This is a genomic window from Paraburkholderia kirstenboschensis, assembly GCF_904848585.1.
Taxonomy (GTDB): Bacteria; Pseudomonadota; Gammaproteobacteria; order Burkholderiales; family Burkholderiaceae; genus Paraburkholderia; species Paraburkholderia kirstenboschensis.
The window spans coordinates 141,896-156,069 of sequence record NZ_CAJHCR010000012.1; the positions used below are offsets into that span (position 1 = coordinate 141,896).

General features: G+C 60.1%; 11 protein-coding genes and 2 pseudogenes. 11 read left to right on the forward strand and 2 right to left on the reverse strand.

Annotated elements, in window-relative coordinates; all coding sequences use genetic code 11:
• Positions 1 to 98: 98 nt before the first annotated feature.
• From JMY24_RS26065 to JMY24_RS26115, 11 genes and pseudogenes are all read left to right on the forward strand, one after another.
• On the forward strand, positions 99 to 944 hold the full coding sequence (locus JMY24_RS26065; RefSeq protein WP_128584624.1) for a phytanoyl-CoA dioxygenase family protein: 846 nt from the start codon (positions 99 to 101) through the stop codon (positions 942 to 944).
• Between the two features lies 1 nt (position 945).
• Positions 946 to 2,385, forward strand: coding sequence for an aldehyde dehydrogenase family protein (locus JMY24_RS26070; RefSeq protein ID WP_128584625.1), 1,440 nt, complete (start codon positions 946 to 948; stop codon positions 2,383 to 2,385).
• A gap of 8 nt (positions 2,386 to 2,393) precedes the next feature.
• Positions 2,394 to 3,395, forward strand: a complete 1,002-nt coding sequence (locus tag JMY24_RS26075; protein ID WP_201703187.1) for a LysR family transcriptional regulator — start codon at positions 2,394 to 2,396, stop codon at positions 3,393 to 3,395.
• A 25-nt stretch (positions 3,396 to 3,420) separates the two neighbouring features.
• On the forward strand, positions 3,421 to 4,368 hold the full coding sequence (locus JMY24_RS26080; RefSeq protein ID WP_128584627.1) for an NAD(P)-dependent oxidoreductase: 948 nt from the start codon (positions 3,421 to 3,423) through the stop codon (positions 4,366 to 4,368).
• A gap of 181 nt (positions 4,369 to 4,549) precedes the next feature.
• Positions 4,550 to 5,713 (forward strand): CaiB/BaiF CoA transferase family protein, encoded by a 1,164-nt coding sequence (locus tag JMY24_RS26085; RefSeq protein WP_128584628.1) that lies wholly within the window; start codon positions 4,550 to 4,552, stop codon positions 5,711 to 5,713.
• Positions 5,714 to 5,746: 33 nt separating this feature from the next.
• Positions 5,747 to 6,679: an HpcH/HpaI aldolase/citrate lyase family protein gene (locus tag JMY24_RS26090; RefSeq protein ID WP_128597324.1), complete on the forward strand. Its 933-nt coding sequence runs from the start codon at positions 5,747 to 5,749 to the stop codon at positions 6,677 to 6,679.
• A gap of 534 nt (positions 6,680 to 7,213) precedes the next feature.
• A complete protein-coding gene (locus JMY24_RS26095; RefSeq protein ID WP_128597323.1) occupies positions 7,214 to 8,620 on the forward strand; it encodes a class I SAM-dependent methyltransferase in 1,407 nt (468 codons plus the stop codon).
• Between the two features lies 1 nt (position 8,621).
• Positions 8,622 to 9,959: a sensor histidine kinase gene (locus tag JMY24_RS26100; protein WP_128597322.1), complete on the forward strand. Its 1,338-nt coding sequence runs from the start codon at positions 8,622 to 8,624 to the stop codon at positions 9,957 to 9,959.
• Between the two features lie 7 nt (positions 9,960 to 9,966).
• Positions 9,967 to 10,341, forward strand: a pseudogene (locus tag JMY24_RS26105) (response regulator); the annotation flags it as partial.
• 211 nt (positions 10,342 to 10,552) lie between these two features.
• Entirely contained in the window at positions 10,553 to 11,590 is a 1,038-nt protein-coding gene (locus tag JMY24_RS26110) for a response regulator (protein ID WP_128597320.1), read from the forward strand.
• 160 nt (positions 11,591 to 11,750) lie between these two features.
• A pseudogene (locus tag JMY24_RS26115) lies at positions 11,751 to 11,843 on the forward strand (helix-turn-helix domain-containing protein); the annotation flags it as partial.
• 7 nt (positions 11,844 to 11,850) lie between these two features.
• Here JMY24_RS26115 and JMY24_RS26120 read toward each other — a convergent pair.
• Together JMY24_RS26120 and JMY24_RS26125 are read right to left on the reverse strand one after the other, a co-directional pair.
• Entirely contained in the window at positions 11,851 to 13,035 is a 1,185-nt protein-coding gene (locus tag JMY24_RS26120) for a fumarylacetoacetate hydrolase family protein (RefSeq protein ID WP_128597319.1), read from the reverse strand.
• Between the two features lie 72 nt (positions 13,036 to 13,107).
• Positions 13,108 to 14,124: a Gfo/Idh/MocA family protein gene (locus JMY24_RS26125; RefSeq protein ID WP_128597318.1), complete on the reverse strand. Its 1,017-nt coding sequence runs from the start codon at positions 14,122 to 14,124 to the stop codon at positions 13,108 to 13,110.
• Positions 14,125 to 14,174: the final 50 nt, after the last annotated feature.

Consider the following 14,174-nt stretch of genomic DNA (forward strand, 5'->3'; position numbering starts at 1 on the left):
CAACTTCGCAACGCCGTCATCGCAATTGGACAACCAAACGGGGTACCCGCTGTTTTAGACTGGCTTCGTAGGCTGGTTTGGCTAAACAAGGAGACGAAATGGAACTGAGCAAGCAACAGATTGCGGATTACCACCGCGACGGATTTATCGTTATTCCCAATTGCTACAGCAGTGAGGAAGTGCAGGCCATCCGGAACGACACCGAACGTTTGTGCGCGATCAAGGCGGATTCCATCTTCAGGGAAAGCTCGGGTGCGGTACGTTCGATCTTTCGGGTCCACGAAACTGACGGACCCGTTGCATCGCCGCAGTATCGGGCACTGTCACGCACACCGCGCCTTCTGCGTCCAGTCATGCAAACGCTTGGCAGCGAGGAGGTGTATATCGCCCATACGAAGGTGAACACCAAATCGGCGCTCGAAGGTACAGGATGGCTTTGGCATCAGGACTTCGGTTACTGGGTGCACGATGGTTATCCCGAGAATGACATGCTGACAGCCATGGTCATGCTCAGTGACACCCAGGAAATCCACGGCTCGCTGTACATGATTCCCGGCAGTCATAAACTGGGCCTCATCGACCATTACTACGACGACAGCCAGGCGGCCTACCAGCTGCCGCAGCGCGCGGTACAGCGCGATCGCATCAAGAAGATCCTCGAGACGTCCGGCGCGCCGGTGCCGATCGTCGGCAAAGCGGGCACGCTGGTGCTATTTCATTGCCTCACCATTCATGGCTCCGGCGTGAATATGTCAGCGGAGAACCGCTGGCAGGCGTACCTCACCTATAACCGCGTTGCGAACCGTCCACATGACGTGGAAAAGCCGCGCGGCGACTTCGTGCGGTCGACCAACTGGGCGCCGCTTCCCATCGAACGCGACGACGGGATTCTTGCCGCCGGCCAACGCCAGCAGCAACGCGAAGTCTCGGTACAGGGGAAATAACGTGACAACAGCTCATCATTTCATCGGCAATCAATGGGTGGCGCCTTCGAACGGCGACACGATAGCCGTGGTCAACCCGTCCACGGGGCTCGAATTCACACGCATCGCACGTGGCAACGCGGCTGACATCGATGCTGCCGTCAAGGCGGCGCGGAAAGCATTCGACACCACGTGGCGACGTATCGGTCCCGTCGAGCGTGGCCGCATTCTCGCGCGACTGGGCCAGCTCGTGCTCGACAATCATGAGACGCTGACGCGCATCGAATCGGAGGACACGGGCAAGCCGCTAAAGCAAGCCGCGGCCGACATCACCGTATGCGCGCGCTACATGGAATTCTATGCAGGTGCCTGCGACAAGCTGCATGGCGAGACGATTCCCTTTCTGCCGGGACATACGGTGCTGGCCGTTCGTGAGCCGCATGGCGTGACCGGCCATATCATTCCATGGAATTATCCTGCCGCGATGTTCGGACGCAGCGTCGCGGCTTCGCTGGCGGCAGGCAACGCGTGCGTGGTCAAACCGGCCGAAGATGCCTGTCTCTCGTATCTCAAGCTGGCCGAACTGGCGGCCGAAGCCGGCCTGCCCGCGGGCGTGCTGAACATCGTGACTGGCTACGGCCGTGAAGCCGGCGTCGCGCTCGCCGAACATCCTGGCATCGCACATATCTCCTTTACGGGTTCTCCCGCAACGGGCACCGCCGTCGCTCAGGCGGCGGCCAGGCACCATTGCCCGGTGACGCTGGAACTCGGCGGGAAGTCTCCGCAAATCGTCTTCGACGACGCCGATCTGGATGCCGCGCTGCCGATCATTCGCAACGCAATCGTGCAGAACAGCGGCCAGACCTGTTCCGCCGGTAGCCGCCTGCTCGTGCAGGCCTCGTTGTACGAAGAGCTTATCGAACGACTCGCGCGCAGCTTTGAAGCAGTTACGGCGGGCCCCGCGCAAGGGGACTACGACTGCGGACCGTTGATCAACGCGACGCAGCTCGACCGGGTGAAGACGTTCCTTGCCAGGGCGGACGCCGACAACATCCGCTTTGCGGCGACAGCGAAGCTTGCACCGAATGCTGCAAAGGGAGGATATTTTCAGCCTCCGGTGTTGTTGCGTGATGTACCGCACAAGCACACCCTGGCACAGGACGAAGTGTTCGGGCCGGTATTGGTCGCGATGCCGTTTTCGGATGAAGCCGAGGCTGTACATCTGGCGAACGACACGGCGTTCGGTCTGGTTGCCGGCATCTGGACGCGCGACGGTGGACGCCAGATGCGCCTCGCTCACGCGTTTCATGGGGGGCAGGTGTTCGTCAATTGCTACGGCGCGGGCGGGGGTATAGAGTTGCCGTTCGGCGGTGTCAAGCAAAGCGGCTATGGCCGTGAGAAAGGGTTGGAGGGCATGTTGAGCTTTACGACCTTGAAGACGATCACCCTCAACCACGGCTAAGGCGGACGTTGAGTGCGCCAGGCCTGAGTATTCCGAATGCCGGAAACGTGTCTGGCGCACTTAACTTAACCCTGCCGGAGCAATCTGGACCTTGCATGCGGATTGACCTTGTTACGTTAAAGATATTTCTAACCGTTATTGAGGAGCGCAATTTCGCGCGGGCCGCGGAGCGTCACTTCATCGCGACATCTGCCGTCAGTAAGCGGATCAGCGATCTCGAAGACGCGCTGGGCGTGCAATTGCTCGAACGCCGTAACATGGGTGTTCGACCAACGCCCGCCGGGCTCGAACTCGTCACGCACGCGAAAGACATGATGCTGGTGATGGCTCGCATGCGTTCGCAGATGAGCGAATTCGGTGACGGTTCCAAGGGCGAAGTCCGGGTTTTCGCCAACAGCACTGCGATCGTCGGTTTTCTTGGCCCGACCATTCGTACGTTCCTCGAAGCCTATCCGCAGATCGACGTTCATCTCGAAGAGTGGAGCAGCCCGTTCATCGTTCGTGCGCTGCGCGACGGCATCGCTGATCTAGGCGTGTTCTGGTCGGGCGTCTCGACGGCAGGACTGATCGTGCATCCGTTCCGACGTTCGAACCTCGTTGCCGTGGTGCCCTCGCAGCATCCGCTGGCCGACCGAACTGAAGTTTCCTTCGCCGAGACGCTGGACTACGACCAGATCGCTTTCCACGAAGGCAGCCTGATATTCCGAATGATGCAGTCGTGCGCCGCCGACTTGCAGCGCAAGTTGCGTATCCGTTTGCAGGTGACGAGCTTCGACGCGATGCGCACGATGGTGCGCTCCGGCATTGGCCTCGCGGTTATGTCCGACGTCACTGTGAACACGCCGGACGAGAGCTATGGCTACAAGGTCGTCCCGTTAAGCGATGAATGGACGAAGCTGGAAAGCCTGATCGGCTATCGTGACTTCAACGCATTGCCACGCTCCGCACAGAACTTTGTTCGCCATCTGCAATCCCCACACCCTGGTCTGACGCAAGGGCCGCAGACGTAACCGAACGTTGGAGATTTCCACTCTCATGAGTCATATCGTCTTTCTGGACAGTGCGACCTTGCCTGTGCCAGTACCCCGGCCACGGCCATCCGACCGCTGGACGGAGCGACTCAGCACCCGCGAGCATGAGCTTATCGACGCGCTGGCAGACGCCGATATCGCGATCACCAATAAGGTTCCGCTTCGGTCGGACGCACTGCGGCAACTTCCGAAGCTCAAGTATATTTGCGTCGCGGCGAGCGGTTACGACAGCGTGGATATAGCCTATTGCCGTGAACACGATATTCAGGTCTCCAATGTTCCTGCGTATGCGGCATCGAGCGTGGCCGAGCATGTGATCGCCTGCATCTTCATGTTGCGAAGGCAAATGCTTTCGTACAACCAGTTGGCTGCTTCGTCCGCATGGACTTCATCGCCGGTGTTTTGTGTCCACGGCGCGCCCATCCGCGACATACGCGGCGCAACGCTCGGCCTGATCGGCCTGGGCGCGATTGGCAAGGAGGTCATGCGGATGGCGGCAGCCCTCGGTATGCGGGTACTGGTAAGCGAGCGTAAGGGCAACACCGAAGCGCGCCCGGGCTACACCTTATTCGACACCGTGATTGCCAACAGCGACGTGATCTCGTTGCATTGCCCTCTGTCCGCCGATACCGCCGGTCTGATTGGAGAACGCGAGCTTTCGATGATGCGTCCCACTGCGGTGCTGATCAACACGGCGCGCGGTGCACTCGTCGACGAGCGTGCGCTCGAAGCGGCGCTTTTCAGGCAATCCATCGCCGGCGCGGCGCTTGACGTGTTACAGCTTGAACCACCGCACGAGCAGCATCGTTTCGTCACCGGTCAGCCGGACAATCTGTTGTTGACACCTCATGTAGCGTGGGCGAGTTCGTCCGCCGTCGAGGCACTTGCACGCGCGGTTTCCGCCAACGTGCAAAGTTTCCTGGAGCAACGCACGCTCAATCGCGTTGCCTGAAACGCCGCAATACATTGAGCCGTTCGTCGGTGCCGCCGCGCAAGTCTTCAATTCCGAATGCGGCATTCACAAATCGATGATTCACAGGCCGTATCGGCTGCGGGAAACTTTCTCAAGGAATTGGGCGCGCGCAATCAGGCAGCCTGGTAGACCGTCCTCAACCAACTGAGAAAGCGTCGATATGAACCTTCCCCTGGATAACATAACCGTGGTATCGCTTGAGCAGGCGATCGCCGCTCCGCTCGCGAGTCGGCATCTTGCAGATTGGGGCGCGCGTGTCATCAAGATCGAACGGCCCGGTAGCGGCGATTTTGCCCGCGGATACGACAAGGCGATGCACGGCATGTCGAGCCAGTTCGTGTGGGCGAATCGCTCAAAAGAAAGCCTGGCACTGGACGTGAAGTCAGAGTTCGGGCAAGAGGTACTGGAGGAACTGTTGCCACGCGCGGACGTGTTCATTCAAAACCTCGCGCCCGGCGCGGCGAAGCGGCTTGGCCTCGACGCGAAGTCACTCGTTGAGCGGTATCCGCGACTCATAGCCTGCGATATCTCCGGCTATGGTTCGACAGGACCGTATGCGAATAAAAAAGCCTACGACTTGCTGGTTCAATGTGAAACGGGCTTCTTGTCGATCAACGGGACGCCAGATGAACAGGCAAAGTGCGGTTTATCTATCGTCGATATCGCGACTGGCATGTATGCGCTGAATGGCATTCTACTCGCGCTCTATCGCCGCGAGCGGACAGGCAAGGGTACCGCATTCGAAGTCTCGCTGTTCGACGCCATGGCCGAGTGGATGAGTTATCCAGCGTATTACACACGCGATAGCGGCAAGCCGGTCGAGCGCTCCGGTGCTCGACACGCGACCATCGCGCCATATGGGCCATTTACCGCGGGCGACGGCAAGACAGTTTTCTTCGGAATCCAGAACGAACGCGAGTGGCGGAACTTCTGCGAGAAAGTGCTGGGTGATGCGAAGATTCGCACGGACCCACGCTTCGCGTCCAACCCGGACCGCGTGCGCAATCGTGACGCACTTGAAGCACTGATCACCGAGTCCTTCGCCAAATGGACGAGTGCCGAACTGGGGGACCTTCTCGAACGGGCCGCCATCGCCAATGGCCGCATGAATACGGTCGAAGACTTTCTCGCGCACCCGCAACTGCATGAGCGCGGCCGAGTGACGTCGATCGGAAGTCCGGAGGGGCCACTCGAAGTGTTCTTGCCGCCGATGATTATCGACGGACTGTCGCCGGCGATGAAAAGCGTGCCCGATGTAGGCGAGCATACCGACGACATCCTCGGGGAGCTGGGACTGCATCCGTCCCGCTTGCGCATCGCCTGACCCATCCCTTAACCGTACGAGGATCATAGTTCCATGCGTGTAACAAGAACCTTCCTTGCGGTACCGGCCCATCAGCGTCGCATGGTCGAATCGGCTGCCCGCAGTTCGGCGGATGCGGTCTTTCTCGACCTGGAGGACGCCGTCCCGCAAGCTCAAAAGGAGACCGCACTCCTCGGCGCTGTGGCGGCGATTAACGAGCTGGATTGGGGACGCAAATCTGTAAGCGTGCGCGTCAATGTGCCGGCTAGCGCGACCATCGAAAGCGAGGTGGCAAGGCTGTTAACAGAGGCGCCGCGACTGGATACACTGCTCGTTCCGAAGGTTGAATGTACTGCTGACGTGGACAGAGTTGCTGGATTGGTCAAACTCCACAGCCAACGTCGGAGGACGCCGATCGGTCTGGAGGTGATGATAGAGACGGCTCTCGGGCTCGCTAACTGCGAGCAGATCGCTGCACATTCGGAACTGATCGAGTCGCTGCATTTTGGCGTGGGCGACTTCTCAGCGTCGATCGGGGCAAAGGGTGTCGATATCGGGCTTTCGCATCCCGGGTACCGCCTGACCACGCGATCCGCGCAAGGCGACTACTCGAGCGCGGCGCTCGACATGTGGGCCTATCCTATGATGCGCATCCTCGTTGCGGCGCGCGCTCACAGCCTCCGGGCAATCGACGGACCCTGCGGCGCTTTCCGTGATGCCGATCTGACGTCGGCATTGGCTGCCAAGGCCGCGACTATGGGGTTCGACGGAAAGCAGGTCATTCATCCTTGCCAGATCGAGACGACGCTCCGCGCTTTTGTTCCTACCGACGACGAGCTGCGCGAAGCTCAACGTGTCATCGCGGCAATGACTGAAGCAGAGCGTGAGGGACGAGGCGCCGTTCAGGTCGATGGCAAACTGGTTGACTATGCGAACATCCGGATGGCGCAACGCGTAGTTGCAATGGCGGCAAACGTAGACTTGTAACGAATCAGGAGGGAAGCGGCCGCCGAAGAGGCGACGCTCCAACCAGTGGCGGATGCACCCAAGCCTCTATCATGCAGGCGGCATGACCGAACACGATGAGAAGCGCCGGGCGTACACGCCTTTGGCGCCGTTCGTCGTATGCCTCCATGCAGCGTCACTGACAAAATGACCGTAGACGACAGCATTCTTTTTTATCAGTAGAATGTTGCAAGCGCAACGGGCCGGAATTGTCAGAAACCGACGTTCGGGCCAACCAGGCTAACGGGGGTCGTCAGAACCGTGACGCCGTGAGCACGCGTGTCGTCGCGAGGTGACCCAAATAAGTCGAATGCAAAACTTGTGTTCCGATGCACTCGGAGGAAGTGGCACGCCGCCAGAAACAATGGATTGCCGTCGCTACAACTGAAACAGACGGCGACGCATCGTCGGCTGGATCACGGACGCCATCGGCGCCCGGCTGGCCGACCTGCTGGCCGAGGTAGGGTGCCGGATATCAAAACTAACTTGTCGTGATACTTACCTGGCCGCAATATTGTGTATTCCAAAACGCAAATCGATCCGGTAGTGAGCTTCCGGAACTCGCAGGGCGAGCAGGTGCGAGGCACGATCATCAATCTCCAGCGAAATTCGCTGGTGATGGAAGTCTATAACCCGTACTCGATTGTGCAGGTCAGTGAGGTGCTGAGCGACCTGTCGGTCAAGATGGGCGTGGAACACGCCTATTCGGGCAAGGCGGTCGTGATCAGTATGGTCAATACCGGCCTCACAGCCATTGTCTCGGTAACGCTGATCGCGGAGTGGCGGGAACTGAGCGGCGGCGCGCTGGAAGCGAGCGCGGTGGGCGAAGAAGCGCGCCGGTTCGTGCAGGACTGGACCGGGCGTTTCCAGATCCGTCGTGACTACCAGATCGCGGTCAACCAGATCCGGGCATTTCTCTCAGACATGTCGCGATGGGTCGAGCAGGCAGACCTGGGCGAGACCATGCCGAAGGAAGGCAATAGTCTGCGCGAGGACTTCTTCTTCGAACTGGCATCGCCGCTGATGGAAAAGACCAAGCTCTACTTCGACGAATTCGAAGGCGAGGCGCGGTTGGTCGACGAAGAACTGGCGCCGGCACACCGTGCCTTTGCCCAGGCTGCGCTACATCCGCTGCTGCTGCGCTCACCCTTTGTCTTTCGCACGTTCACGAAGCCGCTGGGCTATGCCGGCGACTACCAGATGGTCAACCAGATGCTCGACGATCCCCGCCAGGGACCGAGCACGTATTTCCAGATCGTCAACGCTGCCTTCCTGCAGACGGCCGTCGCGCGTGCGCACCGCAATCGCGTCGATCTGCTGGTGGACTACCTGACCCGGCTCGCCAATGAAGCGCGCGCCGCACAGCGGCCGTTCCGGGTGCTGAACGTGGGTTGCGGACCCGCTCAGGAGATCCAGCGTTTCATTCACGAATACGACGAACCCCAGTGGCTGACGTTCGAACTGCTCGACTTCAGCCAGGAGACACTGGACTGGACGCGCGAACGCCTCGCATCCATTTCACAGAAAATGGCCAGGCGCATGACCATTAGCTACACGCACGATTCTGTCCACCACCTGCTCAAGCGCCGGATCGATGCGCACGCACCGGACGTGCGCGAGTTCGACGCCGTGTATTGCGCCGGCCTCTTTGACTACCTGTCAGACAAGGTCTGCGCGCGGCTGAACCAGCATTTCGCCAGCCGCATCAGACAGGGCGGCCGCCTGCTGGTAACCAATGTCCACGCCGACAACCCGGAGCGCCTGAGCATGGAGCACGTGCTCGAGTGGTACCTGATCTATCGCGACGAGGCACAGATGGCCGACATCATGCCGGAGAACTGCGGCGAGCCGCGCCTCTACACGGACTCGACCGGGGTCAATGTGTTCGCCGAGGTGGTGATCGGCCAGCAACAAGTAGCCTGAGATGACAACATCCCTTGGTGGGCTACAGTCGAACTATCGTGAAGAGTTGCGCGACTACCGGTTGCTGTGCAGCAAGGCTGGCGGCCTGACGGTGATCGTGCTGGTGTTGATGGGCGTTGCGCTGGACTATGTCGTGTATCCGGATGAGCAGAAGCGCTTTGCGATCATTCGGGTGCTGACCAGCGCAGCCATTGGCTTGGCATTGCTGTCGTTTTACACGAAAACGGGCAAACGCCACGTACAGGTCATCACGTTCTTGTGGCTGCTGCTGCCGCAGGCAATGATCTCCTGGATGATTTATGTCACGCAGGGCGAGCAGTCGCTGTTCTATGCCGGGCTGATGCTCACGATCTTTGCGGTCGGCATTCTGTTCCCTTCCGGCTACTGGCAGACGCTGGCTTTCGGGCTGGCCACGGTCGGGCTCTACTACATTGCCTGCGTGGCCCATCCGGATGGCATACACAACCCAAGCAAGTTTCTGTTTCAGCTAATCCTCATCTTCTTCTGCGCGTTGGCCAGCTCGGTTTATACCTATTTCAACGAGAAGGGCCGTTTCCAGCTTTTCCGGCTCAAGGACGAGGTGGCGCACAAAAACGACCAGCTCGCCCGTACCAACGAAAACCTTGCGCAGATCAAGGGCCAGTTGTTGCAGCAGGAGAAGATGGCCGCAATCGGTACGTTGTCGGCGGGGCTGCTTCACGAGGTCAACAACCCCGTGAACTTCTGCCTGATGGCAATCGAAATTGCCATGGAAGAACCGCAGGCCAAAAGCAGCCCGTCGCTGATGGAGTGCCTGATTGATGTCAAGCAAGGCATGCAACGCATTCAGCATATCGTCTCGGACCTGAAAACTTTTGCCTACCGTAAGCCCGGCGCGGCGGCAGACGACGTGCCGTTCCTGTTCGAGAAGGCGCTTGACTCGTCGATCCGCCTGAGCGCGCATGAGCTACGCGGTGTGAGCGTCACGCGCGAGCTGTCCGACGATACCCTTGTGCTGGGCGACGAGGCCGCCATTATCGGAGTGCTCATCAACCTGTTCTCGAATGCTGCTCTGGCCATGCACAAGGCCGGCACCGTATCGCCGCGGATCCATGTCGCGGCCAAATGGCACGACGACCGGCTGCACGTCAATGTGCGCGACAACGGACCGGGAATCGCCGCAGAGAATCTGGCGCGAGTGTTTGAACCGTTCTTCACGACGCGCGAAGTCGGCCAGGGCCTTGGCCTTGGCCTGTCCATTAGCTATGCGGTGGTGGAGCGGCACGGCGGCACACTATTCGCGGAAAGCCAGTTGGGCGAGTGGACCGCGTTCAACTTCGACCTGCCGCGCGCCGACTGATACCGAGATGAGAGATACCCAGCAAAGCCCGCACACCGTCGTCTATGTCGATGATGAGGATTTGGCCCGCAAGTACTTTGCGCGAGCGGCCGGCAGTGACTATGAAGTGCTGGTCGCCAGCGGCGCGGACGAGGCTATGTCGATCCTTCGGCGCGAAGGTGCGCGGGTGACGGTGCTTGTGACCGACTTCCGCATGCCCGGCCGGCACGGCGATGACCTGTTGCGGCAGGTCGCTCAGGAGTATCCGCATATCGTGCGGATCCTGGTGACAGCCTACGCGGACAACAACGCGTTGCCGGCAGCGGTCGATTCCGACGGGGTATTTCGAATCCTTGAGAAACCCTTGGGCGTGAGCACGGTCCGCGAGGTGCTGACATCAGCGACGACAGCCCCGGTGTCGCGGCCGACGTGATGCAGCGCTTGCGGGTAGACCCAGTTATCACGAAGGCCTGCGTAAGCGGCTTTGGCATGATTTTCTGCCAGCGCGTCGTGCAGCCTTTGGCGGGTAGCGGGATCACATCAGCAGTCGGCGCCGGTACGAGCGCGACGCTGGAATCTCCAAATTTGAAGGATCGAATGCACAGGAGTTACCAATGAGCAATACGATTGCCAACCAGACACCGCCCCCGGCGATTCTGTTCGTTGATGACGAAGCCACCGCGGTCAAGTACTTCGAGCGGGCCATCGGTGCGATCGCGCCGGTGGTGACGGGCGCCTCGGTGGAGGACGGCAAGGCAATGCTGGACGCCCACGCCTCCAGCCTCGCGGTGCTCGTGTCCGACCAGCGCATGCCGGGCGAACATGGCAACGAACTTCTGCGCTATGCGCGAGAACGCTATCCCCACATCGTCCGGATTCTGACGACGGCCTATTCGGAGTTGGACCAGACCGTCGAGGCCGTCAACCAGGGCCAGATACACCGCTATATCAAGAAGCCGTGGGACATCGCCGCGCTGCGCATGGAGATGAAGCAGGCGCTGGAGTTGTCGGGACTGCGCAAGGAGCGCGACCAACTCGTGCGCGAGAAGCTTGGCGTACTGCAGACGCAGACGTTGGCCACCCGCATCGGCATAGTGCACACGCTGTGTGCGAGCCTGATTGGCCCCGGCCGTTTCCAGCCGGTGGAAACCTACCTGGCCGGCACCGAACTGGCTGGTACGCGCAATGCCGAGCCCGACTGGCGGCGTATGGACTACGCCGATCTGGTGCATGCCGAGAGTGAATGCAGCGGCAACTTCGGCCACGCGGTCAGCACGCGCTTGATGCAACTGCGTGCGCAGAATGCGGGGCGAGGTGTTGCTGATGCGTTGCAGGTGTTCGCCGAGGTTCTTGGCGCGTCAGTGCGCGGCGATGGCGATGCGCTGGTCTGGACTTCGCCCGCAACGCTGAGCGAGTTCCTAACCCGTCCGGTGGGTCAGGCGGTATCCGCGGAGCACGCTGCGTGGCTGGCCTGCCTGCTGTGGCTGGAAGAAGCTGGTGGCGCGCTGCAGTTCATGCGGGAACGCGACGCTATCGTCTGCCGCGCCGGGACACAGGCTGCCAGTTTTGCGGCCGACCGCCTGGCAGTCTGGATCGAGCGGTTTCTTGAGCCGACATTCGATCAGGCGAAGCAGACGACCAGCGTTAAATAGGGCGCAACGCACGATGCTCGGGCTGTACCGCTACAGGGTAAATGACCCGCTGCGCCTGGAGAAAAGACGTCGGCCCTAGATAGCCCGTACTTTGAGCGGAATGATCCATTGGTTCGCTGCACTGCGCATTTCCGCCGACAACCCTGTCAGAGGGATGCGCATGGACCGCATGGTGGCGATGGAGACTTTCGTGACGGTCGTCGAGACGGGTTCATTCTCTGCCGCCGCACGCCGGTTGAAGCTAGGCCGACCCGGCCGTCTCAACTGACGTTCAGCAGCGAGCGCCCGGCGAGGTTGGCGTACAGCGCACGCACGCCGAACGTCCACGGAGCGATTTCGGTCGACAGCCGCACGGTGTTGACGAGTGCGCCAAGCGGAAGGGCGCTGATCGTCACGCGGTCGCCGAGGTGATGCGTAAAGCCGCCACCCGGCGCATCGCGATCCTTGATCGGAGAGAACATCGTGCCGAGGAACAACATGAAGCCATCGGGATACTGATGGTGTTTGCCCCAGGTCTGACTCACCAGGTCAAGAGGGTCACGGCTGATCTCCCGCATGTGGCTTATGCCTTCAAGCAGGAAACCGTCGTCGGTACCTTCGACGCGCAACGAAACACTCGTTTCTCGAATCGTGTCCAGCGTGAACCGTCCGTCGAACAGGCGGATAAACGGACCGATCGCGCATGAGCCGTTGTTGTCCTTGCATTTGCCCAGCAGCAACGCGGAGCGGCCTTCGATGTCGCGCAGATTGACGTCGTTACCCAGTGTGGCGCCCACCACCTCGCCTTTGCTGTTGACTGCGAGGACGATCTCCGGCTCCGGGTTGTTCCACTTCGAAGCAGGCAGCAAGCCGATATCGGCACCGAGGCCGACCGAGGACATAGGCTGCGACTTCGAAAATACCTCTGCATCGGGGCCGAGTCCGACTTCCATGTACTGCGACCATGCACCGCGTCGCTGCAATTCTTCCTTGAGCTTGACGGCCGCTTCTGAGCCGGGCTTGATCTTCGAGAGATCGGTGCCGATCAGACGCGTGATCGCAGCGCGCACTTCCTCGGCCTTCGCAGGGTCGCCGCCTGCCTGCTCTTCAATGACGCGTTCAAGAAGGCTCACGGCAAACGTCACGCCACAGGCTTTGATGGCTTGCAGATCGCAGGGAGCGAGGAGGTAGGGTTGGTCCTCTTTGCGTTGTGCGGCGACGGTGGCTTCGATCAGATTGCCGACATGACCCAGAGATTCGCCGGCAGCCTGCCTGACGAGTTCGACCAGATCCTGGCGCTCGAAAAGGTCGGACACGGTCGGTGCGATGCGGGAGATATCGAATACTTCCCCGCCGCGAACAGCAACGACGCACGGTCCCGCGCCGTTTTTCGTTTGACGCCACACGCGGCCAACGAGCAGGGCGCCGTCGACATCGTCAGGCAGATAGCTGGAATATGAGGTCATGAAGGGATCCAATATGCATTGCCAAAGGCGGTGGACGATACCCACGCCTGCTGCGAACATGCTGCTTTCTGACTAGGAAACGGGATTCAGAGTAAGACACACTCCGCCTTGTTGGGCCGAGGCGTAGGCCGCGTCCATGACTTGCATCATCCGCTCTGCATCACGCAACGATGCAATCGGCTTTGCGCCAGTCTGACATTCAGCAAGAACGCGCTTGACGAACAAGGGGTAGTAAACGTCGGTCTCAAGCTGCAGGCGGCGGCTTCGCGTGCCGGCGGAAAGATTATTTCTGTCGCGGATCTCGATTCGGTCCGGCCCAGACTTCGCGTACATGCGGTCGGAGGCAACGGTGAAAGAAAATTCGCGCTGCTCGTCGGCGGTACTGGGAAAGCTGTATCCCGTCTCCACCAGGCCGATCACGCCGTCTTCGGTTTGCATGGTCACCAGCGAATAGTCTTCTGCGGCACCTCCGTGCGTTCTTGAGTTCATGACGGCTGAGACACGGGCAACCTCTTTGCCTGTGAGCAATCTGAACAGGTCGATGAAGTGTGTTGCCAGATTGATTGTTGATCCGCCGCCGGAATATGCGGGATCGATTACCCAACCGGAGCGTGCAGCTTCGTATCGACTGGGCGGCCCGGCAACGAAACGAAACGATATGTGGTTGAAGTTCGATGGTATGCGCCCCTCCGCTTCTTCAAGTGAGCCGAGCAACTCGCTCATCCGGAAGATTAGCGGCACCGCGCAATAAAGGTTCGCTTCTTCGGTCAGTGTGCGAAGCCGGGTGACCTGGGACATGTGGACGCCGCACGGCTTTTCTAACGCGAACGGAATGTTCCGCGCAATCACGGCCTCGGCGAGCGCCGGCATTTCGGAATGCCGCCCAAATACAAACGCGAAATCGACCTCCTCGCGCTCAAGCAACTCGTAGGCCGACGAGTACAGCTTGCTTCCGAATCGTGCGGCAATCGCCTCGCCGTTCACTTGCTCCGCGTCAGACACGGCCACCACCTCAATCCCGGGTGCTTCGAGCGCATCAAGATACAGCGGCACATGCCAATGGCTGGCCTCCAGCAAGGCTACTTTCATACATGTTCTCCATCGTAGTTTTCCACGGATTTTGTAATTCCGAGTTGCAA

Bases quoted from the DNA above. Each gene is read 5' to 3' on its own strand.
- JMY24_RS26125 (WP_128597318.1), bottom strand. From the start codon at position 14,124: ATGAAAGTAGCCTTGCTGGAGGCCAGCCATTGGCATGTGCCGCTGTAT.
- JMY24_RS26085 (WP_128584628.1), top strand. From the start codon at position 4,550: ATGAACCTTCCCCTGGATAACATAACCGTGGTATCGCTTGAGCAGGCG.
- JMY24_RS26080 (WP_128584627.1), top strand. From the start codon at position 3,421: ATGAGTCATATCGTCTTTCTGGACAGTGCGACCTTGCCTGTGCCAGTA.
- JMY24_RS26110 (WP_128597320.1), top strand. From the start codon at position 10,553: ATGAGCAATACGATTGCCAACCAGACACCGCCCCCGGCGATTCTGTTC.
- JMY24_RS26100 (WP_128597322.1), top strand. From the start codon at position 8,622: ATGACAACATCCCTTGGTGGGCTACAGTCGAACTATCGTGAAGAGTTG.
- JMY24_RS26090 (WP_128597324.1), top strand. From the start codon at position 5,747: ATGCGTGTAACAAGAACCTTCCTTGCGGTACCGGCCCATCAGCGTCGC.
- JMY24_RS26120 (WP_128597319.1), bottom strand. From the start codon at position 13,035: ATGACCTCATATTCCAGCTATCTGCCTGACGATGTCGACGGCGCCCTG.
- JMY24_RS26065 (WP_128584624.1), top strand. From the start codon at position 99: ATGGAACTGAGCAAGCAACAGATTGCGGATTACCACCGCGACGGATTT.